Origin of the sequence: Streptomyces sp. URMC 123 (assembly GCF_051386515.1) — a bacterium.
Classification (GTDB): Bacteria; Actinomycetota; Actinomycetes; order Streptomycetales; family Streptomycetaceae; genus Streptomyces.
Genome location: NZ_JBPQTV010000026.1, coordinates 1 through 24,416, shown reverse-complemented (window position 1 = coordinate 24,416; position 24,416 = coordinate 1). Strand labels below are relative to the sequence as shown.

The following is a 24,416-nucleotide window of genomic DNA, read 5'->3' as shown; positions in this document are numbered from 1 at the left end:
CAAGCGTCCTGCCCGCCGCCCGGACCGCAACGTCCCGGGCATCGTCACACGGCGCCTCCCCGCCCGCCCGGGGCCGGGCCGGACCGCGCGCGCCGCGCCGCGGGGGTGCCTGGCAGGATGTCTCGCGCGCCGCCGCTCGGCGCCACCCCGCGCCCCGGGAGAGATCCCGGGCGCGCCGCGGGCCGCGAGCGGCGCGGCGCAGCGCACACCACTGGCACGACGATCCGGCACGACGATCGACGAACGACGACGCACGGTCGCTCACCATCGGGGGGTCCCACACATGTCCGAGCCCAATCCCTACGCGAAGCCCCAGCAGCCTCAGCAGCCCCCGCAGCCCCAGCCCCCGCAGGGCGCCGCGTACGGCTACCCGCAGCCGGGCCAGCCGCAGCCCGGCCAGGCACAGTACGGTCAGCCGCAGCCCGGGCAAGCACAGTACGGTCAGCCGGGGCAGGCGCCGCAGGCACCGTACGGATACCCGCAGCCCGGATACGGCTACCCGCAGCCCGCTCCGGCGGCCGCCCCCGGGATGCCCCCGTACGGCTACGACCCGAGCGCTCCGTACGGCTACGACCCCTACGGCCGCCCGTACTCCGACAAGTCCAAGGTCGCGGCGGGCATGCTCTCGCTCTTCCTCGGCGGCTTCGGCGTCGGCCGCTTCTACACCGGCCACGTCGGCCTGGCCCTGGGCCAGCTCTTCACCTGCGGCGGCCTGGGCATCTGGTCCCTGATCGACGCGATCGTGCTGCTGTCGAGCAGCAACGCGACGGACGCTCAGGGGCGCGTTCTGCGTGGCTGAGCGGCACCCTCTCGACGCGGCGGCGCGCGGCTCGCGCCGTACGGGACCGGGCACCGGCGACCGTACGGCGCGAGCCGCGCTGCCCGGACGGCTGGGCGCGACCGTACGGGCGCTCTCCCACCCGGTCGTGCCGCCTCTCTCCGTACTGATGGCCGGTCTGGCCGGCGCCGCCTATCTCTGGGGGCGCAATCCGCACGAATCCGGCCAGTTGCTGCCGCGGTGCCCCTTCAACTGGGCCACGGGGCTCCTCTGCCCCGGCTGCGGCGGCACGCGGATGACCTATGACCTGATGCACGGCGACGTCGTCGCCGCCTTCCACGACAACACGGCGCTGCTCCTGCTGGGGCTGCCGGCCGCCGCCTATCTGGGCGGCCGCTGGCTGTGGGAGGGGCTGCGCGGCCGGCGCTACCGGCCGCGGCTGGGCCGGCGCGGCACGGCCGCCGTGCTGGGCCTCGCGGTCGCCTGGGCGGTCACCCGCAACCTGGTGGGCTGAGCGGCGCCGCGGGGCCTTGATCACCGGTTGGTTACGATCTCCGCCGCCGGGCAACCATGCGCGACCTGGGAATGTCTGAATCTGCACTGCCGTACGGCCGTCCCATCGGCTAAACGGCAGCGTCCCCGAGAAGTTCATGTTTGTTGACGAGGAGTCATCCCCGTGTCGTACCCCGCTCAGCCCCCCGCCGCCGGTCCCTACGGCGTCGCCCCCAACGGACAGCCGTACTCCGACAAGTCCAAGGTCGTCGCCGGCATCCTCCAGCTCTTCCTGGGCACCCTGGGTGTCGGCCGGTTCTACACCGGCCACGTCGGCATCGCGATAGCCCAGCTGCTGACCTGTGGTGGTCTCGGCTTCTGGTCCCTGATCGACGCGATCATGTTCTTCGCCAGCAGCGACCGCACCGACAAGCAGGGCCGTGTGCTGCGCGGCTGACGCCGTCACCGGTGCTCACACCGCGGCCCGCGTCCGGTTGATCCGGACGCGGGCCGCGGCCTTTGCCGACACCCGCCGTCAAACCTGCTGAACCTGCTAAACCTGCAGCAGCAGCCAACACCCCGTGCCGCCGGCCACCAGGCCCACCAGCGCGGCGGCCGCCGTGGCCCAGGCCGTGCGCGCCCCGTGGGCGACCGGCTCGCCCTGCCACAGCCGGGCCGCCGTCCACATCAACAGGCCCGCGCCGAACAGCGTGAAGGCCGTTCCGGCGAAGGCCGCGGGTCCGCTCTCCATCGCTCCTCGCCTCCCGGTGCGCTCGCCCCGCTGGAGAGTCGCACGGGCGGGCGACCCCGGCGCGAACACCGGGTGAACGCGAGCCGCCGGCCGTTGGCGGTGCCGCTGTCCGACACCGCCGGCCGACGCCGCGCCGGCCGTCTCGGGCCGGGTTCAGCGCGCCGGCCGTCTCAGGCCGGGTTCAGGAAGCCCTGTTCGACCAGCAGCCTGATCGACTCGGGCGTCCGGTCCCGCAGGACCACCGGGTCCTCGCCCACCAGCTGCGCGATGGCGTCGAGAATCCGCCCCGCGCTCAGCGAGCCGTCACAGACCCCGGCGAAGCCGGCGCCGACCGTGTCCACCTTGGTCGCCCGGCGCATCCCCCGGTTCTGCCGGAGGACGACGTGCTCGGGGTCCTCCGCGCCCGGCAGGCCCACCTGCTCCTGGACGACCTCGTCGGCCAGCCGGAAGCGCGCCGCCAGCAGTCCCGCGTCATCGGTGGCGCGCAAAAAGTCCTGTCGCTCGAAGTGCGCCCGTACTGTGGGCCCGAGCGGTTGTTCGACCGGGTGCGGCCACTCCTCGACGGTCACGGCGGGCCGGTCGGAGCCGGACTTGCGCAGGGTGATCCAGCCGAAGCCGACCGCCTTGGTGCGCCGGGACTCGAACTCCTCCAGCCAGGCGTCGTACCGGGCCGCGTACCGCTCCGGACTCTCCCGGTGGTCGCCGGCGTCGCGCAGCCACAGTTCCGCGTACTGCGCGATGTCCTGCACCTCGCGCTGCACGATCCAGGCGTCGCAGCCCCGCGGCACCCAGGAGGTCACCCGGTCCCGCCAGTCCTCGTCGGCGACGTGCTGCCAGTTGGCCAGCAGCTGGCAGTAGCCGCCGTCGGCGAGGTGGTCGGCGGAGCGCTGGACGAGGGTGCGGCACAGGTCGTCGCCGCCCATGCCGCCGTCCCGGTAGGTCAGGCGCGCGCCGGGGGAGATGACGAACGGCGGGTTGGAGACGATCAGGTCGTACGGCTCCTCGTCCGCCACCGGGTCGAAGAGCGAGCCCTCGCGCAGATCCGCCTCCGGCGCGCCGGACAGCGCCAGGGTGAGCCCGGCGATGCGCAGCGCGCGCGGGTTGAGGTCGGTGGCGGTGACCCGGGTGGCGTGCTGCGCGGCGTGCAGCGCCTGGATGCCGGAGCCGGTGCCGAGGTCCAGGGCGCGCGCCACGGGGGTGCGGACGGTCAGCCCGGCCAGGGTCGTCGAGGCGCCGCCGACACCGAGGACGAGCTGCGAGCGGTCGACCCCGGACGCGGGCCCGGCGCCGATCCCGGAGGCGCCGCCCACCGCACAGCCGAGGTCGGAGACGATCCACCAGTCCTGTCCCTCGGGGCCGCCGTACGGGCGCACGTCCACGCGTGCCCGCACCTGGCGGCCGGCGTCCGACAGTTCTGTCTCCTCCAGCCAGCCGTCGGCCAGACAGTCCTCGACGGGCAGCGCCGCCCGGGCCCGCTCCAGGGGCACCGGGCGCTGCAGCAGGAAGAGCCGGACCAGCGTCTCCAGCGGGCCGCCGCCGCGGGTGGCGCGCAGGGCGGGGACGGTCTCGCTGCGGGCGAGCGCGGCATAGGCGGGGGCGCCGAGCAGGTCCAGCAGGCCGTCGGCGGTGAAGGCGGCGGCCAGCAGCGCCTCGCGCAGACGCGCGGTGCGGCCGGGATCGGGCGTGGGGAGGCTGTGCGTACTCACCCGACCATTGTCGGGGCTGCGCGGGCCCTCCGGGCTCTCCGGGCCGCTCGTGCCGGGCACGGCCCCGTCACGACCCCTTGGTGGGCGCCGGGGAGGTGCTGCGCTGACAGCCCTTCTGCTTGCCCATGGCCTTGCCGAGTTCACCGGACTGGAGCTTGGTGACGGCGTCGTTGCCGATCTTGTTCACCTTGTCGAGCTGCTCGGCGACGCCCTTGAGCCCCTCGGCGAACTTCCCCCGGTCCTTGGTGTCGAGGCCGTCCACCGACTTCTTCAGCTCGCCGTAGGCCTTGGAGGTGTCGTTGAGCTCCTTGACGGAGTCGGTCTTGATCTTCTCGCCGTCCTGGACGGGTGGGACCCCGGCCTTGTCCACGGAGGTGGACATCGCCGCGTACGCCTCGGAGATCTGCTGGAAGGCCGTCGAGTCGGCCTTCTTGATGTCGTCCGGCTCGCCGTCGGCCGCCGTGGAGACGATGGACTGGTTGGCGTCCGAGATCTTCTTCAGCTGCGGCTGGACCTCGTCGCAGACCTTCTTGGCGTAGTCGTCGACCTTGTTGCCCTCGTCGCCACAACCGGACAGCGCCATGACCAGTGCCGCACCGCCGGACAGCGCTGCCACGAGCTTCTTGTTCACCGGATCTGTCCCTTCCCTGGCTCTCGGCCCCGGAACATACACGCCAGGGGCCCGGGCTCCGCGAGTCGGGCATCCCGTACGACCCGTATTGCAGCCATTTGCACCAGCGATCGCCCGATCCGGGGACGGGAGCGGTCCGCGCGCGGAAGGTCCGCGCGGGGAAAGCCTACGTACGGGAACGGCCCGCCGGCGCACCGGCGGGCCGTTCCCGAAGGGGGCGGTGGGGCGGGGTGGTTACGAGGCCACCGCCGGGTCCGTCTTCTTCGGTGTGACGCGCTCGGTCGCGGTGTCGTCGCCCACGGCGATGCCGCGCCGCTTGGACACGTACACCGCGCCGATGATGACCACGATGGCGAGCGCGGCGACCGCCGCGCGGATGCCGACGCTGGCGTCGTCCCCGTAGGAGAACTGCACCACCGCCGGGGCGATCAGCAGCGCCACCAGGTTCATCACCTTGAGCAGCGGGTTGATCGCCGGGCCCGCGGTGTCCTTGAACGGGTCGCCGACGGTGTCGCCGATCACGGTGGCGGCATGGGCCTCGCTGCCCTTGCCGCCGTGGTGGCCGTCCTCGACCAGCTTCTTGGCGTTGTCCCAGGCCCCGCCGGAGTTGGCGAGGAAGACGGCCATCAGGGTGCCGGTGCCGATCGCGCCCGCCAGATACGAGCCCAGCGCGCCGACACCGAGGGTGAAGCCCACCGCGATGGGGGCCATGACCGCGAGCAGGCCGGGGGTGGCCAGCTCCCGCAGCGCGTCCTTGGTGCAGATGTCGACGACGCGCCCGTACTCCGGCTTCTCCGTGTAGTCCATGATCCCGGGGTGCTCGCGGAACTGCCGCCGCACCTCGAACACCACGGAACCCGCTGACCGGGACACGGCGTTGATGGCGAGTCCGGAGAAGAGGAAGACGACCGAGGCGCCGAGGACGAGCCCCACCAGGTTGTTGGGCTGGGAGATGTCCAGGCTCAGATTCATCTCCCCCGCCTTGGCGTTCACATCCGCGACGGCGGTGGCGATGGCGTCGCGGTACGAGCCGAAGAGCGCGGCGGCGGCGAGCACGGCCGTGGCGATGGCGATGCCCTTGGTGATGGCCTTGGTGGTGTTGCCGACGGCGTCGAGGTCGGTGAGCACCTGGGCGCCGGCGCCGGTGACGTCGCCGGACATCTCGGCGATGCCCTGGGCGTTGTCGGAGACCGGGCCGAAGGTGTCCATGGCGACGATCACGCCGACGGTGGTCAGCAGGCCGGTGCCGGCCAGGGCGACGGCGAACAGCGCCAGCATGATGGAGGTGCCGCCGAGCAGGAACGCGCCGTAGACGCCGAGGGCGATCAGCACGGCCGAGTAGACGGCCGACTCCAGGCCGATGGAGATGCCGGAGAGCACCACGGTCGCCGGGCCGGTGAGCGAGGTCTTGCCGATGTCGCGCACCGGGCGCCGGGTCGTCTCGGTGAAGTAGCCGGTGAGCTGCTGGATCAGCGCGGCGAGCACGATGCCGATGGCCACCGCGACCAGCGCCAGCACCCGGGGGTCGCCGTCGTGGGCCGCGACCGCGGCGTCCGAGACGCCCTTGAGGTCGGCGTACGAGGACGGCAGATAGGTGTAGACGGCGACCGCGACCAGGGCCAGCGAGATGAACGCGGAGATGAAGAACCCGCGGTTGATGGCCGTCATGCCGCTGCGGTCGGACCGCCGGGGAGCCACCGCGAAGATGCCGATCATCGCCGTGACGACGCCGATGGCCGGAACCAGCAGCGGGAAGGCGAGGCCGGAGTCGCCGAAGGCGACCTTGCCCAGGATCAGCGCGGCCACCAGGGTGACGGCGTACGACTCGAAGAGGTCGGCCGCCATACCGGCGCAGTCGCCGACGTTGTCGCCCACATTGTCGGCGATGGTCGCGGCATTGCGCGGATCGTCCTCCGGAATGCCCTGCTCGACCTTGCCGACCAGGTCGGCGCCGACGTCGGCGGCCTTGGTGAAGATGCCGCCGCCGACCCTCATGAACATCGCGATGAGCGCCGCGCCCAGGCCGAAGCCCTCCAGCACCTTGGGCGCGTCGGCGGCATAGACCAGCACCACGCAGGAGGCGCCCAGCAGGCCCAGTCCGACGGTGAACATGCCGACGACACCGCCGGTACGAAAAGCGATCTTCATGGCCCGGTGCGAAACGGCCGTGAGGTCCTTGGCCGGCTCGCCCTCGCCCGGCGTCGCCTCCCGGGCCGCCGCGGCGACCCGCACATTGCTGCGCACGGCGAGCCACATTCCGATGTATCCGGTGGCCGCCGAGAAGAGCGCGCCGATCAGGAAAAACACGGAACGTCCGGCGCGCTGCGACCAGTTGTCCGCCGGTAGCAGCATGAGCAGGAAGAACACCACGACGGCGAAAACGCCGAGGGTGCGCAACTGCCGGGCGAGATAGGCGTTGGCGCCTTCCTGCACGGCGGCGGCGATCTTCTTCATGGCGTCGGTGCCCTCGCCCGCCGCGAGCACTTGCCGTACCAGGGCCACCGCGACGACCAGCGCCGCCACCGCGACCGCCGCGATGACCAGCACGATCACCCGGTTGCCATCGGTCAGTACGGCGGCCGCGAGAGATGAGGGAAGGTCCTGCTGTAGAGGGGTAGAAGGCCCCGCCATTCGTCCTCCTTGACGTTTGGCACATGGGCGCGCAGCGGTTCCCGCGGCGCGATGCGCCAAGAACAGCCGCCACGCTCAGGCGTCCTGAGCTCAAGATGTGGACGGATTGTAGGGAGCCCGACGGGATCAAAACAGGGCGCCGGGACGCGAATTCGCCTGCACCAGCGAAGATCGAACGGAGAGGACTCCAGGAATTCCCTCGGAGGAGCGAAAGAGACACTTTCCCTGACGGGTGGGAAATGATCTCAATAAATGATCTCCGGCGGGCGGGTGACGGCTGGGAAATTCGCCCGTCAGCGAAGCGGTGGTGACGCTTGAGGTTTCGTTGTTTCGCTACGCCGAATGGGGCTGATGTTTTCGGTGGGGCGAATGGGATGACCCGCGCGGGGGCGTGTGCCGTGGGGGTCGGAACGCGCCCGGGCCGGCTGCGGGCTCCAGGGGAGGGTGGGGCGCCACAGGCCGACATGGGGCCAGGGGGCGCCAAGGAGTGCCGGGGAGCTGTCGGACGGCCGTGTCAGGCCTCAGGGAGGGCCAGGCGCCGCACGCGGGCGCCGCACGCGGCAGAGGGTCAGAGAACCGGGGCCGGCGTCGTGGGCGGCCAGCTCATCCGGATCACACCGCCGGTCTCGTCCGCGCTCACCTCGACATCGTCGACGAGCCCGCTGATCACGGCGAGGCCCATCTCGTCGTCCTCCTCCGCCGCCGCCTCGTCGGGCGTGACGGGGACCGGGATGTGCGCGGCGCCGGAGCCCGCGCCGGGGGCGCCGATGGTCACGGCATGCGGCGCCTCGTCGCTGACCTCGATGGAGAACTTCTTCTCGTCCTCGATCAGCACCACCCGAATGGGCGCCGTCACCCCGTGCAGTTCATGAAGCCCGACGGCCCGGGAGCATGCCTCGCCGACGGCCAGCCGCACCTCGTCCAGCACGGCTTCGTCGACCCCGGCCCGGCGCGCCACCGCGGCCGCCACCAGGCGGGCGGTCCGCACATGTTCGGGCAGGGCGCTGAAGCGGAGCTCAACGGTGGCCATGCCATCCCCCTCGGTCGTACGGGCGTGCGTCTCAGGGGGCCCGGGCTCACAGCCCGGCACCCCCAGTCTCTTCCGCTGTGGACGGCGACGGTCAGTCGGTCGCCTGGACAGCGTCCTCGACCGAGGTGTGGATGGGGAACACCTTGGTCAGGCCGGTGATGCGGAAGATCTTGAGAATGCGCTCCTGGTTGCACACCAGGCGCAGCGAGCCCTCGTGCGCCCGAACCCGCTTGAGGCCGCCGACCAGGACGCCGAGACCGGTGGAGTCGAGGAAGTCGACGCCTTCCATGTCGACGACGAGGTGGTAGTTGCCATCGTTGACAAGTTCGACAAGCTGCTCGCGCAGCTTTGGCGCGGTATAGACATCAATCTCGCCACCGACGTCGACAACCGTGCGGTCGCCTACGGTCCGGGTCGACAGGGACAGGTCCACGGAACCTCCAGCACCTTGCATCGAGCGGTCGCCCCCCATGGATCGGCAGCCGCGATGGCATTCAATCACTTACCAGCAGGCGCGCACGACGCCTTGAGCCCATTCTCCGTCACGCCAGTGACACACTCGGTGCCGATGGCCAACAATCAACTCCCGCGTCCCACGGGTGTACGTCCTTCCCCCCGGTCGGTCCTCGACCGGCTCACCGCCGGGTCCGACCGGGCCGCGCGCATCACTCATACGGAGCACTTGCCCCCACGTGCGGGGATGCATGCGGATTGGCCGACGATGATCCGCCCGGAAGTCGTAGCGGCCGCTCGGCGCGTCGGAATCGAACGGCCCTGGCGACACCAGGCGCGCACGATCGAGCACGCGCTGTGCGGCGAGTCGGCCGTCGTCGCCACGGGCACCGCCTCCGGCAAGTCGCTGGCCTATCTCGCCCCGGTGCTCAGCGCGCTGCTCGACGGGAACGAGGCCCCCAACCGCCGGGGCGCCACCGCCCTGTACCTGGCGCCGACCAAGGCGCTCGCGGCCGATCAGCGGCGGGCCGTCGCGGAGCTCGCCGCCCCGCTCGGCACCGCCGTCCGGCCGGTCGTCTACGACGGGGACACCGCGATCGAGGAGCGCGAGTGGGCCCGCCAGTACGCGAACTACGTACTGACCAACCCGGACATGCTGCACCTGGGCATCCTCCCGGGGCACGCCCGGTGGGCCTCCTTCCTGCGCGCCCTGCGCTTCGTCGTCGTCGACGAGTGCCACAGCTACCGGGGCGTCTTCGGCTCGCACGTCGCCCAGGTGCTGCGCCGGCTGCGCCGCGTCTGCGCCCGCTACGGCGCCGACCCGGTCTTCCTCCTCGCCTCGGCCACCTCGGCCGAGCCGGGGCTGACGGCCACCCGGCTGACCGGCGTGCCCGTGGCGGAGATCACGGAGGACACGTCGCCGCGCGGCGAGCTGGTGTTCGCCCTGTGGGAGCCGCCGCTGACCGACCTCCAGGGCGAGCAGGGCGCCCCCGTGCGCCGCACGGCCACCGCGGAGACCGCCGACCTCCTCACCGACCTCACCGTGCAGGGCGTCCGTACGGTGGCCTTCGTACGCTCCCGGCGCGGCGCCGAGCTGGTCTCCGTGATCGCCCAGGAGCGGCTGGCCGCCGTCGACCGCTCGCTGCCCCGGCGGGTGGCCGCGTACCGGGGCGGCTATCTGCCCGAGGAGCGCCGCGCGCTGGAGCGGAAGCTGCACTCCGGCGAGCTCCTCGGGCTGGCCGCCACCACCGCCCTGGAGCTGGGGGTGGACGTCTCCGGCCTCGACGCGGTGCTGCTCTCCGGCTACCCCGGCACCCGGGCCTCCCTGTGGCAGCAGGCGGGCCGGGCCGGGCGGGGCGGAGAGGGCGCCCTGGCCGTCCTGGTGGCACGTGACGACCCGCTGGACACGTATCTGGTGCACCACCCCGAGGCGCTGTTCCGGCAGCCCGTGGAGTCCACCGTGCTCGACCCCGACAACCCCTACGTCCTCGCTCCCCATCTGTGCGCCGCCGCGGAGGAGCTGCCGCTCACCGAGGCCGATCTGGAGCTGTTCGGGCCGGCGGCGCCCGGCCTCATACCGCAGCTGGAGGCCCGCAGACTGCTGCGCCGCCGGGCGACGGCCTGGCACTGGACCCGCCGGGAGAGGGCCGCCGACCTGGCCGACATCCGGGGCGGGGGCGGCACGCCCGTACAGATCGTCGAGGAGGACACCGGCCGGCTGCTGGGAACGGTCGACGCGGCGGCGGCCCACACCACGGTCCACGAGGGCGCGGTCCACCTCCACCAGGGCCGCACGTATCTGGTGACCCGACTCGACCTCGACGAGTCGGTGGCCCTGGTGCGGGAGGCGAACCCCAGTTACGCGACGACCGCCCGCGACACCACCGCCGTCACCGTGCTGGAGACCACCACGGAGGTGCCCTGGGGCGACTCCCGGCTGTGCTTCGGGTCGGTGGAGGTCACCAATCAGGTCGTCTCCTTCCTCCGGCGCCGGCTCCTCACCGGCGAGGTGCTGGGCGAGACCAAGCTCGACCTGCCGCCCAGGACGCTGCGCACCCGGGCCGTGTGGTGGACGGTCACCGAGGACCAGCTCGACGCCGCCAGGATCAACCCCGAGCAGCTGGCGGGGGCGCTGCACGCGGCGGAGCACGCGTCCATCGGCATGCTGCCGCTCTTCGCCACGTGCGACCGCTGGGACATCGGCGGGGTGTCCGTGCCGCTGCACGCCGACACCCTGCTCCCGACGGTCTTCGTCTACGACGGCCACCCCGGCGGCGCGGGCTTCGCCGAGCGGGCCTTCCACACGGCGTACACCTGGCTGCACGCGACGCGGGCCGCGATCGCCGCGTGCGAGTGCGAGGCGGGGTGCCCGTCGTGCATCCAGTCCCCCAAGTGCGGCAACGGCAACGAGCCGCTGCACAAGCGGGGGGCAGTCCGCCTGCTCACCACGCTCCTCTCCAAGGCCCCGGAGGCCGCCACCCCGCCGGCCTGACACCGCGGCGCGCCACCTCCGGCCGGTTGGCCGTCCAACGGCCCGAATGGGCCAGGCCCGCTGTCGGGCTCCGGCCGGCCCCGTCCTGACGGCAGGCGGCCGATGGAGCGGGCAACTGCGCGCGGGCCCGGGGCCGGGCGAGAGCGAGGCACGCGGGGCACAGGCCGACCGTGGCGCGCTCGGTTACGGGGGTGGGGTGGCCGCCGTTGGGCCCGGGGGGCCCGCGCGGGCGCGGGCTGTCGTCGTGAACGGGCCGAACGTCGTCTCCGCGGCGAGGTCGGCGATCTCGCCGCGGACCGCGCAGCGGACCACCCGGGCGCCGTGGGCCGCCGCCACGTGCGCGGCCCGGGCGCAGGCCGCCACGCGTCCTTCCAGGGCGTGGTCGGCGGCCGCCAGGGCGGCGAGGTCCGCGGCACCCGCCGCGCGGTGGCGGGTCACCACCGCCTGGCCCATGGCCAGCAACGCCGCGCACACCACGCACAGAGCCGCCAGCGCCACCGTCGCCCACACCGTGGCCGACCCCCGGTCCCCCCAGCTCTCCCGTCTCCTCGCCGACCGGTCCGGCGCGCCGCCCCCGTCCGCGCCTCCGTCGCGAGCCCACCGGCCCTGCGCGCCCCGCGGCCTTCGCCTGCGCTCGCCCGGCGGCCCGGGCACGCGGGCCCACCGCGTGCCCCGCCCCCGTACCCGTCGGGCCGGGCCGGCTTCCCGCGCGCTCACGGCGGCGCTCCCACCGTGTCCTCGGCGAGCGCGGCCGCGTGCGCGTGGAGCCGTACCGAGAGCGCTCCGGGCCCGGAGGTCGGGGCCTCGACCCGCACCCGTACGAGGTCGCCGTCGCGGCTGACCCCGATCCGCGCGCCGCGAGGGGCCACCGAACGCGCGGCGGCGAGCGTCGCCGACGCCGGTTCCGCCCGCGCGGCGGCCCGCGCCCCCGTACGGGCCGCGTCCTCGCACTGGATCTGCGCGGCGGCCACCATCAGCATCCACACCAACCCCCCGGTGACCAGGGCCATCAGCGGCAGCACCATGGCGGCCTCCGCCGAGACCGACCCCCGGTCCCCGCGCCCGCGCGGCTCAGAACTGGCCATTGAGCGCCCTCCCGATCAGCGCCTGCATCGCCGCGGAGACGGCGCCGCTCGTCACCACCTTGTAGAGAACCGCGCCGAACGCGCAGGCCGCGACCGTGGCGACCGCGTACTCGGCCGTCGCCATTCCGGCGTCCCTCCCCCGCCCCGCGGCCATGCGGCGCCGCAGCCACCGAACCCGCGGCCATACGCCCCTCACCCCGGTGCCTCCCCTTGCCTTCATGACATCCCCCTGTCCTCGACCTGTCCTCGGTCGTCCTTGCCTGGTTTCTCGTCCGGTCTCGCGCCCGCTCGCCGGCGCCCGCGCCCTCCCGCGCCCTCGCTCGTCCTCCGTTCGCGCCTCCCTCAGTTCCGGGCGAGCAGCCCGCTCGCCATGCCGATCAGCACCGGCGCCACCCCCAGCACCAGGAAGGCGGGCAGAAAGCACAGCCCCAGCGGGGCGGTGGCCAGCACCCCGGCCTTCCGCGCCCGGGCCGCCGCCTCCCGCGCGCGGTCCGCGCGGAGGTCCGCCGCGAGCCGCGCCATCGGCTCGGCCGCCGGGGCCCCGGTGTCCCAGGCCCGCTGAAGACAGCGGGCGAGCCCCCGCGCGCCGGGAAGGGCGGCGACGCGCCCCCACGCGGCGTCCGGCGCGCCGCCGAGCCGCAACTCGGCCGCCGCCTGGGCCAGCCGCCGCCCCACCGGGCCGTCCAGCGAGCCGCCCACCGCCTCCGCGGCGGCCCGGGGCCCGGCGCCCGCGATCAGGCAGGCGGCGAGCAGATCGCCGGCCAGGGGCAGTTCCCGTGCCACCGCCCGCGCGGTGGCCGCCGGCCGGGCGCGTGCCGGGCGCCGCGGCCACCACCGCCATACGGCGTGGGCGAGCACCGCGCCCAGCAGGCAGCCGGCCGTCCCGCCGACCAGGGCCCACCCCACGGCCGCGGCGGCCGCCGCGGCCGAACCGCGACGCAGGGCTGGGCGAAGCCGGTCGCTCCGACGTGCGACCGCCAGGCGGAGCCTCCTCCCCGGCTGTGCGGGCGCCACCCCCAACAGGCCGACGAGTCTGCGGCGTACGGCCCGCTTCCGGCGGGCGGCCCGCACCGCTCGTGCCGTCCACAGGGCCACGGCGAGCGCGGCGGCGACCGTTGCCCCCAGCCTGTGGAGGAGGTCATCGGTCACGGCCGCCTCCGTCATCGGGGGCGGCCGCGCGGACGACGCGCGCCGTCCACAGCAGCCCCGCGCACTCCAGCAGCCCGCCCAGGAGGAGGCAGCCGAGGCCGGCGGGGGTGTGGAAGAGCACCCGCAGCGGCTCGGCGCCCAGAGCGCCGCCCATCACCAGGCCGAACACCGGCAACACCGCCAGCAGCGAGGCCGTCGCCCGGGTGCCCGCCAACTGGGCGCGCAGGTCCTCGCGCTGGTCCCGCTCGGCGCGGAGCGCACCGCCCACCCGGTCGAGGCCGGCGGCCAGGCCGGCGCCGCCCTCGGCCGCCACCTGCCAGCAGGCGGCCACGCCGACCAGCCCTTCCGCGCCGGGTCTGTGCGCGGACCTCCGCAGCGCCTCCGGCACATCGCCACCGAAGCGGGCGGCCGCCAGTGCCGAGGTCCCGACCACGCCCGGCTCGTCGCCGACGGCGGCCCGCAGCGCCTCGCCCGGCTGCCGACCGGCCCGCAGCTCGCCCGAGACCGCCCCGCACAGCTCGATCACCTCGGCGGCCCGGCGGGCTCGCTCCCGCTGCCGGCCGAACCCGCGCAGCCAGCGGCGCACCAGCGGCAGCGCGACCAGGGCGCCGATCAGCGGCAGTGGGGAGCGGGCCAGCACGCCCAGGGCGGCTCCGGCCGGCAGGCACAGTGCCTCCCAGCCCAGCCGGTCGCCGATCCGTCGTCGCCACCATCGACGCAGGGCGTCCGTCCACCGGGTCCAGTGGTCCCGGAGCGCCGGGCCCGGGTGGGCCGCCGCCCCGCCGTCCGCGAGCAGCAGGCGGGCCCGGCGCGCCGCGTGGTCCCGGTCGGTGAGCAGCCAGGCCGCCAGCCCCGCGCAGAGGACCACCGCGTACCAGGAGGCCGCTCCGGCGCCCGGCCCTCCCATCGCCGGGACCGCCCCGGCGACCGCCTCTCCCCAGGTGGTGGCCGCTCCGGTCCCAGCAGTCGCGCCGATCATGGCGACTCCCCTTCGGGACCGTGGCCGGACCTGGCGCAGAGCCGGGTCAGCCGGGACCAGCCGCGCCCGGGTTCGAACCCTCCCGGCGCCCAGGTCGCCGCGGGTGCCGTGGTGACCCAACCGTCACGGTCCCGCTCCAGCACATGGATTTCGGCGACCCTGCGCCGGCCACCGCTGTCGCGCACCAGGTGGATCACCACCGAGAGCGCCGCCGCGAGCTGGCTGTGCAGCGCCGCGCGGTCCAGGCCCGCGGAGGAGCCGAGCGCCTCCAGCCGGGCGGGTACGTCCGCAGCGGCGTTGGCGTGCACCGTGCCGCACCCTCCCTCGTGACCGGTGTTCAGGGCCGCGAGGAGATCGGTGACTTCGGGGCCGCGCACCTCGCCCACCACCAGCCGGTCGGGGCGCATGCGCAGCGCTTGGCGGACGAGATCCCGCAGGGTGACCAGGCCCGCGCCCTCCTGGTTGGCGGGCCGGGTCTCCAGCCGCACCACATGCGGGTGGTCCGGGCGCAGTTCGGACGAGTCCTCGGCGAGGACGATCCGCTCCTCCGGCCGCACCAGCCCCAGCAGACAGCTCAGCAGGGTGGTCTTCCCGGAGCCGGTGCCGCCGCTGACCAGGAAGGAGAGCCGGGCGTCCAGCACCGCGCGCAGCAGCCGGTCCCCGCCGGGCGGAAGGGTGCCGGCCGCCACCAACTCCCCCAGGGAGAACGCCCTGGGGCGCACCACGCGCAGCGACAGACAGGTGGAGCCGACGGCCACCGGCGGCAGTACGGCGTGCAGTCGGGTGCCGTCCGGGAGCCGGGCGTCGACCCAGGGGCGGGCGTCGTCCAGGCGGCGACCGGCGACGGCCGCGAGGCGCTGGGCGAGGCCGCGCACAGCCGCGGCGTCCGGGAAGCGCACGGAGGAGCGTTCGAGGCCGGCACCCCGGTCCACCCAGACCTCATCGGGTCCGGTCACCAGGACATCGGTGACCGACGGCTCGGCGAGCAGCGGCTCCAGGGGGCCGGTGCCCACCAGCTCCGAGCGGAGCGCCGCGACCACGTCGAGCACTTCCGTGTCGCCGAGCAGTCTGCCCTCCTCGCGCAGCGCGGCGGCCACCCGGGCGGGTGTGGGCTCGGCCCCGCTCCGGGCCAGGCGCAGTCGTACGGCGTCCAACAGCGGCGCGGCCAGGGGCGCGAGCGTTCCGCCGGTCATGGCGTCGCACCTCCGCTCCCGCGCGTCGGGGACGTCCGGTCCCAGAAGGTGGAGCAGAAGCGGGCCAACGGGCCGCGCTCGTCACCGCCCGGCGGTGAACCCTTGGCCAGGGCATCCGTGAGCCCGGGTTCCGCGGGCAGCGCGCCGGCCAGCGGCAGGCCCAGCAGCCGGGCGATCTCCTCGTCGTCCAGCGGGGGCCGCGCCGGCCCCCGCACCACGACGCGCAGATCGCGCAGCACCGTGCCGACGGCGGCGGCCACCCGGTGCGCCGCGGTGATCGCCCGCAGTTCCGCCGGGACGACCATCAGCCCCAGGTCGAGTTGGGCGAGCGCCTCGGTCACCGATTCGTCCACCCGGCGCGGCAGATCGACGACCACGACACCGCCGCGCCGGCGGGCCGCTGCCAGCACCGACCGCACCGCCTCGGGGGCGATGGCCAGGGAATCGCCGCGATCCCAGCTGAGCAGCCGTAAGGAGTGGAGCTCGGGCAGCGCCTCCTCCAGCGCGCTGCCGGCCACCCGGCCCCGGGAGTCGGCGAAGGCGGGCCAGCGCAGCCCGACGGCGCCCTCACCACCGAGCAGCACATCGAGCCCACCGCCCAGTGGGTCCGCGTCGATCAGCATCGTGCGCCGCCCCGAACGGGCGGCGGTGACGGCGAGGGCACAGGCCAGCACGCTCGCGCCGGCCCCGCCGCGGCCGCCGATCACGCCGACGGTCAGCGCCTGCTGTCCGACGCCCTCCGCGGCGTCGGCGATCCGGTCGACCAGCCAGGTCTCGGCATCGGGCAGGAAGAGCACATGGTCGGCGCCGATGCCGACGGCCCGTCGCCAGATGTCCTGGTCGTCCAGGTCCCGGCCGATGAGCAGCACCCCGGGTCTGCGCGCCGCGCCGTCCAGCCGATGGGCGGCGTCGGCGCCGACCAGCACCAGGGGCGGGGACTCCCAGCCGCCGTCGCGCTCGGGCAACCCGGGCGAGACCTCCGGCTCGGCCCCGGCCGCGGCGCACAGCCGCAGCAGATCGTCGAGCAGCCTTTCGTCCTCCGTGACGATCAGCGGTGCTCCCCGCGCCGCGCCGCCGCCCTCGGCCGCCATTCGGCGGGGTGTGATGGATTCGGCCATCCTGCCGCCCCCTCTCGTTCCTCGGCTCTCGGACCCGGGAAGGGGCCGAGAACCAGCGAGTGCGTGCGCGGACATCAGCGAACGCCCGCGAACATCACGAGAAACACGGTGCGGCGAACCAGAAAATCGTGCGGATCTTGGTCCAAAACTGTGGACAACTCGCCAGTTGTGAATAACTCCGTCACCTATACCGGTGACTTCCCCTCCGCAGCCCGGCGGTTACACTGAGTGACGAGCCCAAGTGATCGGATGGGCGCGCGCCGGAGCGCGGCCGGAGAGGAGGCAGAGCGATGAGGGACCGCGAAAAGGGGCCCGGACATGCGACGACCCCCGCCGGGGGGGAGAGCGGGGGTCGTCCCCACGGCCGACTCGGGGGGGGAGGAGTCGGACCGGGTTAGCACGGTCGCGAACGATCCGTGACTTCCATGGTGTACCCGAGAGCCTTCTCAGGCAAACCCACGCGCCCCAGCTTACGCCGAATGGTGGGCGCCTATGCTCAGCGTCGTGGAAAACCACTCCTTGCCGCGCACAGCTGCCTTCTTTGACCTGGACAAGACCGTCATTGCGAAGTCCAGCACGCTGACCTTCAGCAAGTCCTTCTACCAAGGTGGTCTGATCAACCGCCGAGCAGTACTTCGCACGGCGTATGCCCAGTTCGTCTATCTCCTCGGCGGAGCCGATCATGATCAGATGGAGCGGATGCGCGAGTATCTCTCCGCTCTCTGTCGAGGCTGGAATGTGCAGCAGGTGCGCGAGATCGTCGCCGAAACGCTGCACGATCTGATCGATCCGATCATTTACGACGAAGCGGCCTCCCTGATCGAGGAGCACCACCTCGCCGGCCGCGATGTGGTGATCGTCAGCACCTCCGGGGCGGAGGTGGTGGAGCCCATCGGCAGGCTGCTCGGCGCCGATCGGGTCGTGGCCACGCGCATGGTCGTGGCGGACGGGCGCTTCACGGGCGAGGTGGAGTACTACGCCTACGGCCCCACCAAGGCCGAAGCGATACGCGAGCTGGCGGAGAGCGAGGGCTACGACCTGGCGCGCTGCTACGCCTACAGCGACTCCATCACGGATGTGCCGATGCTCGAGGCGGTCGGCCATCCGCACGCGGTGAACGCCGACCGCGCGCTGCGCCGGGAGGCCACCGCCCGGGGTTGGCCGGTGCTCTCCTTCAGCAGGCCCGTCCGGCTCAAGCAGCGGGTGCCCGGGATGCGGCCGTGGCCCGCCGCCTGGGGCACGCCGACCCGGCCGGCGCTCGCCGTGGCGGCGGCCGTCGGCGCCGCGGCGGCCACCGCGGGGCTCGTCTGGTACACCCAGCGACGCCGGGCGCCGTATGTCCGCTTTTAAGGCCGAAAGTAAAGATCTGCGGCGCGGGGTTCCGCTTCCCCGAGCCGCGTAGTACAAAGGAGGTAACGGCCCGCGAGACCAGGGACATCCGAGAGGACGACCCTACGCACCAAGGCCCCACGGACCGAGCACGGAAGTTGGGCACCCACGCGACGCCGACCCGTCGATTACGGGCCAGCCGCACCAGGTGACGGGCAAAGTACCCGGCCTGATGGGCGAATATCGTGCACGCACTGGTAACCCGACGGACGTGCCAGCGGCGGTACCAGGACTGGTACCGCCGCAATCCTGTCGGCCACCCTGTGGGCCGCGCCGTGATCCCGTGGGCCACCCTCATGTGCGCCACCGCGACCCCGTGAGCCGCCGCGACCCTGCGCCAGGCGCCCCGCGCCTGCCGCCCCACGGGCCCCTGCCCTGACGACTTCGCCCGGCGGCCACGGGCTCGCTAGGCCGCGCCCCGCTGAAGGGCCTCGCACACCGCCGTCGACTCACGAACGCCCAGCTCCACGGCCCGGCCGCAGTGGGCGATCCAGGCCGTCACGCCCTCCGGCGTGCCCGACGCGTAACCGGCCAGCGCCTCCGCGTACGCCTGCGCCCCGAGCTCCGCGTGGCCGACCTCGGCGGGGCAGATCGACTTGGGGTCGAGACCGCTGCCCACCAGAACGATCCGTTCCGCCGTGCGCGCCACCAGGCCGTTGAACGAGCCGAACGGGCGCAGCGCCAGCAGCTCGCCGTGCACGATCGCGGCGGTCACCAGTGCCGGGGCCTCGCTGCCCGCCAGCAGCAGCCGGGCCAGGCCGTCCAGCCGGCCCGCCATCTCGTCCGCGTCGGGCAGCGCCAGCGAGATCGAGGGCTCGTCGACCGGCTCGTCCGCCACGCGCGGCCGGCCCACCGTGTCGTCGGGGGCCGCCCCGCCCGCGGCCACCAGGTGCAGCCGGGCCAGCACCCGCAGCGGCGACTGCCGCCAGACGCTCAGCAACTGCCCCGCTTCGGCTGCCAGCCGGAGCGCCGCCCCCACCGTGTGCGGCTCGCCCGGCTCGCTGAAGTCCGTGCGCCGACGCACCTCTTCGAGCACCCAGTCGGCACCGGACAGCGCCGCCGAGCCCCGCGCGCCACGCAGGGCCGCCTCGGCGGTGATCTCGGTGCTGCGGCGGCGCATCACGCGGTGGCCGTAGACACGGTCCACCGCCTTGCGCACGGAGTCCACGGAGTCGGACACGCCCGGAAGGGAGGACAGCGCCGCGAGCGGATCGGCTGTAGCACTACTCATGAGCACGACCCTACGCACACAACACCCAAACCCCTCGAAGGAGTGGCCTTCTTCACGCCGGAGCACCACTCTTCGCATTGGCCCACCTACCCTAGGTGAACATGAAGATCGCTTTCGTAGGGAAGGGCGGCAGCGGCAAGACCACGCTGTCGTCGCTGTTCATCCGCCATCTCGCCGCCGCCCGCATCCCCGTGATCGCGGTGGACGCCGATATCAACCAGCACCTGGCCCCGGCCCTCGGGCTCGACGAGGCGGAGGCCGCCGCCCTGCCGACCCTGGGCGCGCGGCTCCCCCTGATCAAGGAGTATCTGCGGGGCACCAACCCCCGGATCGCCTCGGCCGACACGATGATCAAGACCACTCCGCCCGGTGAGGGGTCGCGACTGCTGCGGATTCAGGAGGACAACCCCGTCTTCGCCGCCTGCGCCCGACCCGTGGCCCTGGACGGCGCGACCGCGGCGGACGGAGCGAGCCCCGGCGCGAGCACCGTACGGCTGATGGTCACCGGCCCCTTCACCGAGTCCGACCTGGGGGTGGCGTGCTACCACTCCAAGGTCGGGGCCGTCGAGCTGTGCCTCAACCACCTCGTCGACGGGCGGGACGAGTACGTGGTGGTCGACATGACGGCCGGCAGCGACTCCTTCGCCTCCGGGATGTTCACCCGCTTCGACATGACGTTCCTGGTCGCCGAGCCCACCCGCAAGGGGGTCGCCGTCTACCGCCAGTACAAGGAGTACGCCCGCGACTTCGGGGTCGCCCTGCGGGTGATCGGCAACAAGGTTCAGGGCCCCGACGACCTCGCGTTCCTCCGCGCCGAGGTCGGCGACGACCTGCTGGTCACCGTGGGCCACTCGGACTGGGTACGGGCCATGGAGAAGGGCCGCCCCCAGGACTTCGACCGGCTGGAGGAGCCCAACCGCCGGGCGCTGCGGGTGCTGCACGAGACCGCCGACGGCGCCTACGACCGCCGCGACTGGGACCGCTACACCCGCCAGATGGTCCACTTCCACCTCAGGAACGCCGAGAGCTGGGGCAACGCAAAGACGGGCGCCGACCTGGCCGCCCAGGTCGACCCCGCGTTCCGCCTCTCCGAGGAACTGCTCACCGCGCCCGTCCCCCAGCCGGCGTAGAACTCCCGGGCGTACGGGGCCTCGTACGGCACCGGAGCCCCGTACGGCGTCGGGGCCCCGTACGCGCGCGGCGCGCCGCTATCGCGTGCCGACCATCACCGCCGCCTTGCGGCCCTTGGCCGAGCCGCCGCCGAGGAACGCCCGCCACCCCTCCTTGGGCGCCTGGCCGACGTTCAGGGTGCGCAGTTTCTCCAGGGTCCGCGGGTCCTGTGCGTCGAGCCAGTCGGCGACCTCCCGGAAGGACACGCAGCGCACCTCCTCGCGCCGGCAGACCCGGGCGATCACCTCCTCGACCGCGCGCATATACGTGCCGCCGTTCCAGGACTCGAAGTGGTTCCCAATGAACAGGGGGGCGCGATTGCCCCGATAGGCGCGGTCGAACGCGGCGAGCATCCCGTCCCGCATCTGCCGGCCCCACGTGGCGTGCATCGCCGGGTCGCCGTGGACCGTCCCGGACTGGTTGACCAGGAAGTTGTAGTCCATCGACAGGGTCTCGAAGGAGCGGCCGGGGAAGGGGATCTGCTGGAGCGGGAAGTCCCAGACGCCACCGACGCGCCGGGGCCACACCTGCCGGCCGCCGCTCGAACTGGAGTCGTAGCGGAAGCCCATGGCCTTCGCGGCGGGGATGAGGTTGCGCTGCCCCTGGAGGCAGGGGGCGCGGCCGCCCACCAGCTCCTTGCTGTAGTCGAAGGGCAGCGGCGGCTCGTCCTTGAGGCCGGAGTTGGTCTTCCAGTTCTTCACCAGGGCCTCGGCCTGCTCGATCTCGCGCCGCCACTCGTCCCGGGTCCAGGTGCTCACACCGCGCTCGGCACCGCAGAAGTGGCCGTTGAAGTGGGTGCCGATCTCGTTGCCGTCCTCCCAGGCGCCGCGGAGCTGCGCCAGGGTCGCCTTGATCCCCTTGCGGTCGTTGAAGCCGATGTCGGAGGCGCCGGCGGCGTGGCGCGGCGGGCGGTAGCGCTCCCTCTTGTCCCGCGGCAGCAGATACACCCCGCTGAGGAAGTACGTCATGGTCGCGTCGTACTTCTTGCCGACGGCCCTGAAGTGCGAGAAGAGCTTCTGGCCGTCCTCGCCCGCCCCGTCCCAGGAGAACACCACGAACTGCGGCGGGCGCTGACCCGGGCTCAGTCGGTGCGGTGGCGTGCGCCGGCCCGGCTGCGGGCCGGTGTCGGCGGTCGAGCCATCGCCGATCAAGGTGACCCGGGAGGGCTTCCGAGGCGCGAAGAAACCTTTCTTCGCCTCCTCGCCACCCTCAACGCCCCCACCGCCCGCGCCGCTCGAGCACGCGGCCGTGGCGGTCAGCGCCACCGCGAGCAGGGCGGCCCCCACCGTGACTCTCCCTGTGGCTGCCATCGTCCACCTGCCTTCTCTCCGCCTCGTCGCGCCCGTTCGGCGCGGCGGCGCGGCCGGCCCGGGGACCGCGCCGCACACCAAACGTCGCATGATCAAACGATCGGACATTCATGACAAGCGGACAGAAATACATATTCACTCGAACGACGTAACTGGAGGCCCATCTGATCGGAAAAACCCCAGGGGACCTTACCTTGCGTTACTATTCATTTACCGAGCGTTGACAGTTTACTGGGACCGCCCTGGTCTTCGGCCCCGGGCGAGCCCGCCATCCCGCCATCGCAGCCGCCTCCCAAAAGGCTGCTCGCCGTGACCCACGGCCGCGTCCGTCGCGGCCGCGCCGCCCCGGAGGAGACGGGACCATGACAGCCTGCGCCCCTGCCGCCACCGACTCGACCCGAAGCGGTCGCCTCTCCCGGGCGACCCTCCTGGCCCGCGCCTCCCGTGCCGGATGCGCCCTCCGTTCCGACCGATCACCCCGCCTGCCCCGGCTGCCCGGCCCCTGGCCCGGGCGCCCCTCCTGGCTCCGAACGGCCGATCTCTCCGCGTCCGTCACGGTCTTCCTGATCGCCGTGCCGATGTCGCTGGGGCTCGCGGTCGCCATCGAGGCCCCCCTTCAGGCCGGGCTGATCGGAGCGGCGGTCGGCGGCATCGTCGCCGGACTGTTCGGCGGCACCCCGCTCCAGGTCAGCGGGCCGTCCGCCGGACTGACGGTGGTCACCGCCGAGTTGATCCAGGTGTACGGCTGGCGCGCCACATGCGCGATCACCATCTGCGCGGGGGTGGTCCAGGTCGTCCTGGGATCGATGAAGGTGGCCCGCAGCGCTCTCGCGGTCAGCCCCGCCATCGTGCACGGGACGCTCGCCGGCATCGGGGTGGCCATCGCCCTGGCCCAGCTCCACATCGTGCTGGGGGGCGATCCACAGAGCGCCGCCCTCGCCAACGCCGCCGCGCTGCCCGAACAGTTGGCGGAGCTGCGGCCCGCGGCGCCCGCCATCGGGGCGCTCACCATCGCGGTGCTGGTGCTCTGGCCGCGCCTGCCGGGGCGCCTCGGCAGGCGGTTGCGAGTCGTGCCGGCCGCCCTCACCTCGGTGGTCGCCGCCACGGCCGTCGCCGCGCTGTGCGCCCCCGGGGTGACCCGCGTCGACCTGCCCTCCTGGCGCTCCTACGCCCTGCCCGACCCGCCCGACGGGCCGGCGCTGGGCGTGCTGGCCGCGGTGCTGACGGTCACCCTGGTCGCGAGCCTGGAGTCCCTGCTGTCCGCGGTGGCCGTGGACAAGCTGGCCGCCGAACGGCCCGGCCCCGCCGTGCCGCGCTCCGATCTGGACCGCGAGCTGCGCGGCCAGGGCGTGGCCAACGCTCTGTCCGGCCTGCTGGGCGGGCTGCCGGTGTCGGGCGGCGCGGTGCGCAGCTCGGCGAACGTACGGGCCGGGGCCCAGGGGCGCGCGTCGACCGTGCTGCACGGCGTCTGGGTGCTGCTGGCGGCGGGACTGCTGGTGGCGCTGCTGGAGTTGATCCCGCTCGCCGCGCTGGCCGCCCTGGTGATGGTCGTCGGCATCCAAATGGTCAACTTCGCGCACATCCGCAAGGTGCATCTGCACCGGGAGTTCCCGGTGTACGCCGCCACCGTCGCCGGCGTGATCTGCGTGGGGGTACTGGAGGGTGTGGTGATCGGGATCGCGGTGGCGGTCGGGGTGGCGCTGCACCGGTTGGCACACACCAGGATCACCCTGGAGAACGAGGAGGGCGGCATCCAGCGGGTCCGGGTGCGGGGGCAGTTGACCTTCCTGGCGGTGCCACGGCTGAGCCGCGCGCTGAGCCTGGTGACGCCGGGCCGGCCGGCGGTCATCGAGCTGGACGGCTCCTTCATGGACCACGCTGCGTTCGAGACCGTGCAGCACTGGCAGGAGGCCCATACGGCGGCGGGCGGCACGGTGGAGTTCGTCGGCCGCTCCGGGGAGCCGATCGCCGCGCCGATCGCCGAACCCGTGGCCGCCCACACCTGTCGGCCCTGGACGCCCTGGCTCAACCACCAGTGCACCCAGCCGCACCACCCGGCCCCGGCCGGATCGCCGCGCCCCGCGGGCGCCGTCAACGAACAACTGGCCAGTGGGCTGCGGGCGTTTCAGCGCAACACCGCGCCGCTGGTCCGGGACGAGCTGGCCCGGCTGGCCCGCGAGGGACAGCGGCCCACCCAGCTCTTTCTGACCTGCGCCGACTCCCGGCTGGTCACCAGCATGATCACGTCGAGCGGCCCGGGAGATCTGTTCACGGTGCGGAACATGGGCAATCTGGTGCCGCCGCCGGGCGCGGAGGGCGGGGACGACTCGGTGGCCGCCGCAATCGAGTACGCCGTGGAGGTGCTGAAGGTCAGGAGCATCACGGTGTGCGGGCATTCGGGATGCGGGGCGATGCAGGAACTGCTGAGCTCAGCGCCGAGCCGCGCGCCGATGGCGTCGCCGAGCTCGCTCAGGCGCTGGCTGGCCCATGCGCAGCCCAGCCTGGAGCGGCTGGCGAGCCTGCGCATGGCGAGCCGGCAGGCGGCCGACAGGGCGGAACCGAGCCGCACGGAGTTGGCCCGTACGGAGTTGGGCCGAGCGGGCCGGGTGGAGCCGAGCCGCAGGGACTTGGCACGTGGAGAAGCGAGCCGTACGGAAGCGGGGCCGCGGCTCGCCGACGGGCCGCCGGACGGGCTCGGTGATGTCGTGGACCGGCTGAGCCTGATCAATGTGGTGCAGCAGCTGGAGCATCTGGCGGCCCATGAGTTCGTCGCGCGCCGGGTGGCGGACGGCACGCTCGAACTGCACGGCATGTTCTTCGACGTCGGCG

22 protein-coding genes are annotated in these 24,416 nt (G+C 73.5%); 7 read left to right on the top strand and 15 right to left on the bottom strand.

All coding sequences use genetic code 11. The features are described from left to right. Positions 1–283: 283 nt before the first annotated feature. The 3 genes from ACSNOD_RS06175 (at position 284) to ACSNOD_RS06165 (ending at position 1,727) form a co-directional block, all read left to right on the top strand. Positions 284–799, top strand: a complete 516-nt coding sequence (locus tag ACSNOD_RS06175) for a TM2 domain-containing protein (RefSeq protein WP_436765719.1) — start codon at positions 284–286, stop codon at positions 797–799. Positions 800–947: 148 nt separating this feature from the next. Beyond that, entirely contained in the window at positions 948–1,292 is a 345-nt protein-coding gene (locus tag ACSNOD_RS06170; protein WP_436765727.1) for a DUF2752 domain-containing protein, read from the top strand. A gap of 162 nt (positions 1,293–1,454) precedes the next feature. Next, on the top strand, positions 1,455–1,727 hold the full coding sequence (locus ACSNOD_RS06165) for a TM2 domain-containing protein (RefSeq protein ID WP_436765718.1): 273 nt from the start codon (positions 1,455–1,457) through the stop codon (positions 1,725–1,727). A 96-nt stretch (positions 1,728–1,823) separates the two neighbouring features. Here ACSNOD_RS06165 and ACSNOD_RS06160 read toward each other — a convergent pair whose 3' ends face one another. The 6 genes from ACSNOD_RS06160 to bldG form a co-directional block, all read right to left on the bottom strand. Beyond that, positions 1,824–2,021 (bottom strand): hypothetical protein, encoded by a 198-nt coding sequence (locus ACSNOD_RS06160; RefSeq protein ID WP_436765717.1) that lies wholly within the window; start codon positions 2,019–2,021, stop codon positions 1,824–1,826. 170 nt (positions 2,022–2,191) lie between these two features. Continuing rightward, entirely contained in the window at positions 2,192–3,727 is a 1,536-nt protein-coding gene (locus ACSNOD_RS06155; protein WP_436765716.1) for a DUF7059 domain-containing protein, read from the bottom strand. A gap of 67 nt (positions 3,728–3,794) precedes the next feature. Beyond that, positions 3,795–4,358: a small secreted protein gene (locus tag ACSNOD_RS06150; RefSeq protein ID WP_436765715.1), complete on the bottom strand. Its 564-nt coding sequence runs from the start codon at positions 4,356–4,358 to the stop codon at positions 3,795–3,797. Positions 4,359–4,592: 234 nt separating this feature from the next. Continuing rightward, positions 4,593–6,989, bottom strand: coding sequence for a sodium-translocating pyrophosphatase (locus ACSNOD_RS06145; protein WP_436765714.1), 2,397 nt, complete (start codon positions 6,987–6,989; stop codon positions 4,593–4,595). 568 nt (positions 6,990–7,557) lie between these two features. Further along, positions 7,558–8,019: an ATP-binding protein gene (locus ACSNOD_RS06140; RefSeq protein ID WP_436765713.1), complete on the bottom strand. Its 462-nt coding sequence runs from the start codon at positions 8,017–8,019 to the stop codon at positions 7,558–7,560. A 91-nt stretch (positions 8,020–8,110) separates the two neighbouring features. Beyond that, positions 8,111–8,452: an anti-sigma factor antagonist BldG gene (gene bldG / locus ACSNOD_RS06135; protein WP_436765712.1), complete on the bottom strand. Its 342-nt coding sequence runs from the start codon at positions 8,450–8,452 to the stop codon at positions 8,111–8,113. Positions 8,453–8,506: 54 nt separating this feature from the next. On the opposite strand from bldG, the gene ACSNOD_RS06130 reads away from it, so the two are divergent. Further along, complete coding sequence (locus ACSNOD_RS06130; RefSeq protein WP_436765711.1) at positions 8,507–10,963, top strand: DEAD/DEAH box helicase; 2,457 nt, start codon at positions 8,507–8,509, stop codon at positions 10,961–10,963. A gap of 183 nt (positions 10,964–11,146) precedes the next feature. Here the strand turns inward: ACSNOD_RS06130 and ACSNOD_RS06125 are convergent, their stop codons facing one another. From ACSNOD_RS06125 to ssd, 7 genes are all read right to left on the bottom strand, one after another. Continuing rightward, a complete protein-coding gene (locus ACSNOD_RS06125; protein ID WP_436765710.1) occupies positions 11,147–11,461 on the bottom strand; it encodes an Rv3654c family TadE-like protein in 315 nt (104 codons plus the stop codon). Positions 11,462–11,676: 215 nt separating this feature from the next. Continuing rightward, positions 11,677–12,048, bottom strand: coding sequence for a TadE family type IV pilus minor pilin (locus ACSNOD_RS06120; RefSeq protein WP_436765709.1), 372 nt, complete (start codon positions 12,046–12,048; stop codon positions 11,677–11,679). Next, the gene (locus ACSNOD_RS06115; RefSeq protein ID WP_436765708.1) at positions 12,035–12,172 is read right to left on the bottom strand and encodes a DUF4244 domain-containing protein; all 138 of its coding nucleotides are present in this window, start codon (positions 12,170–12,172) and stop codon (positions 12,035–12,037) included. The genes ACSNOD_RS06120 and ACSNOD_RS06115 overlap by 14 nt, the downstream gene beginning before the upstream one ends. A 218-nt stretch (positions 12,173–12,390) precedes the next feature. Continuing rightward, entirely contained in the window at positions 12,391–13,212 is an 822-nt protein-coding gene (locus ACSNOD_RS06110) for a type II secretion system F family protein (protein WP_436765707.1), read from the bottom strand. After that, complete coding sequence (locus tag ACSNOD_RS06105) at positions 13,187–14,104, bottom strand: type II secretion system F family protein (protein WP_436765726.1); 918 nt, start codon at positions 14,102–14,104, stop codon at positions 13,187–13,189. Before ACSNOD_RS06105 ends, ACSNOD_RS06110 begins: the two co-directional genes overlap by 26 nt. A gap of 68 nt (positions 14,105–14,172) precedes the next feature. Further along, positions 14,173–15,369, bottom strand: a complete 1,197-nt coding sequence (locus ACSNOD_RS06100) for a TadA family conjugal transfer-associated ATPase (RefSeq protein ID WP_436765706.1) — start codon at positions 15,367–15,369, stop codon at positions 14,173–14,175. Next, a complete protein-coding gene (ssd, locus tag ACSNOD_RS06095) occupies positions 15,366–16,487 on the bottom strand; it encodes a septum site-determining protein Ssd (RefSeq protein WP_436765705.1) in 1,122 nt (373 codons plus the stop codon). The genes ACSNOD_RS06100 and ssd overlap by 4 nt, the downstream gene beginning before the upstream one ends. Before the next feature lie 492 nt (positions 16,488–16,979). Here ssd and ACSNOD_RS06090 point away from each other — a divergent pair, with 492 nt between their 5' ends. Further along, positions 16,980–17,837 (top strand): HAD family hydrolase, encoded by an 858-nt coding sequence (locus tag ACSNOD_RS06090; RefSeq protein WP_436765704.1) that lies wholly within the window; start codon positions 16,980–16,982, stop codon positions 17,835–17,837. Between the two features lie 445 nt (positions 17,838–18,282). Here ACSNOD_RS06090 and ACSNOD_RS06085 read toward each other — a convergent pair whose 3' ends face one another. Then, positions 18,283–19,107, bottom strand: a complete 825-nt coding sequence (locus tag ACSNOD_RS06085) for an oxidoreductase (protein WP_436765703.1) — start codon at positions 19,105–19,107, stop codon at positions 18,283–18,285. A gap of 101 nt (positions 19,108–19,208) precedes the next feature. Here ACSNOD_RS06085 and ACSNOD_RS06080 point away from each other — a divergent pair, with 101 nt between their 5' ends. After that, positions 19,209–20,237, top strand: coding sequence for an ATP-binding protein (locus tag ACSNOD_RS06080; protein ID WP_436765702.1), 1,029 nt, complete (start codon positions 19,209–19,211; stop codon positions 20,235–20,237). A 78-nt stretch (positions 20,238–20,315) separates the two neighbouring features. Here the strand turns inward: ACSNOD_RS06080 and ACSNOD_RS06075 are convergent, their stop codons facing one another. After that, a complete protein-coding gene (locus ACSNOD_RS06075) occupies positions 20,316–21,587 on the bottom strand; it encodes a hypothetical protein (protein ID WP_436765701.1) in 1,272 nt (423 codons plus the stop codon). A 362-nt stretch (positions 21,588–21,949) separates the two neighbouring features. On the opposite strand from ACSNOD_RS06075, the gene ACSNOD_RS06070 reads away from it, so the two are divergent. Next, a partial coding sequence (locus ACSNOD_RS06070; protein WP_436765700.1) for a bifunctional SulP family inorganic anion transporter/carbonic anhydrase occupies positions 21,950–24,416 on the top strand: 2,467 nt, incomplete at its 3' end.

Excerpts from the sequence above, each read along its gene's own strand:
- ACSNOD_RS06175 (WP_436765719.1), top strand. The coding sequence starts at position 284 with ATGTCCGAGCCCAATCCCTACGCGAAGCCCCAGCAGCCTCAGCAGCCC.
- ACSNOD_RS06170 (WP_436765727.1), top strand. The coding sequence starts at position 948 with ATGGCCGGTCTGGCCGGCGCCGCCTATCTCTGGGGGCGCAATCCGCAC.
- ACSNOD_RS06160 (WP_436765717.1), bottom strand. The coding sequence starts at position 2,021 with ATGGAGAGCGGACCCGCGGCCTTCGCCGGAACGGCCTTCACGCTGTTC.
- ACSNOD_RS06145 (WP_436765714.1), bottom strand. The coding sequence starts at position 6,989 with ATGGCGGGGCCTTCTACCCCTCTACAGCAGGACCTTCCCTCATCTCTC.
- ACSNOD_RS06140 (WP_436765713.1), bottom strand. The coding sequence starts at position 8,019 with ATGGCCACCGTTGAGCTCCGCTTCAGCGCCCTGCCCGAACATGTGCGG.
- ACSNOD_RS06130 (WP_436765711.1), top strand. The coding sequence starts at position 8,507 with ATGGCATTCAATCACTTACCAGCAGGCGCGCACGACGCCTTGAGCCCA.
- ACSNOD_RS06120 (WP_436765709.1), bottom strand. The coding sequence starts at position 12,048 with ATGGCCAGTTCTGAGCCGCGCGGGCGCGGGGACCGGGGGTCGGTCTCG.
- ACSNOD_RS06115 (WP_436765708.1), bottom strand. The coding sequence starts at position 12,172 with ATGGCGACGGCCGAGTACGCGGTCGCCACGGTCGCGGCCTGCGCGTTC.
- ACSNOD_RS06110 (WP_436765707.1), bottom strand. The coding sequence starts at position 13,212 with ATGACGGAGGCGGCCGTGACCGATGACCTCCTCCACAGGCTGGGGGCA.
- ACSNOD_RS06105 (WP_436765726.1), bottom strand. The coding sequence starts at position 14,104 with ATGGGAGGGCCGGGCGCCGGAGCGGCCTCCTGGTACGCGGTGGTCCTC.
- ACSNOD_RS06100 (WP_436765706.1), bottom strand. The coding sequence starts at position 15,369 with ATGACCGGCGGAACGCTCGCGCCCCTGGCCGCGCCGCTGTTGGACGCC.
- ssd (WP_436765705.1), bottom strand. The coding sequence starts at position 16,487 with ATGGCCGAATCCATCACACCCCGCCGAATGGCGGCCGAGGGCGGCGGC.
- ACSNOD_RS06090 (WP_436765704.1), top strand. The coding sequence starts at position 16,980 with ATGCTCAGCGTCGTGGAAAACCACTCCTTGCCGCGCACAGCTGCCTTC.
- ACSNOD_RS06085 (WP_436765703.1), bottom strand. The coding sequence starts at position 19,107 with ATGAGTAGTGCTACAGCCGATCCGCTCGCGGCGCTGTCCTCCCTTCCG.
- ACSNOD_RS06080 (WP_436765702.1), top strand. The coding sequence starts at position 19,209 with ATGAAGATCGCTTTCGTAGGGAAGGGCGGCAGCGGCAAGACCACGCTG.
- ACSNOD_RS06075 (WP_436765701.1), bottom strand. The coding sequence starts at position 21,587 with ATGGCAGCCACAGGGAGAGTCACGGTGGGGGCCGCCCTGCTCGCGGTG.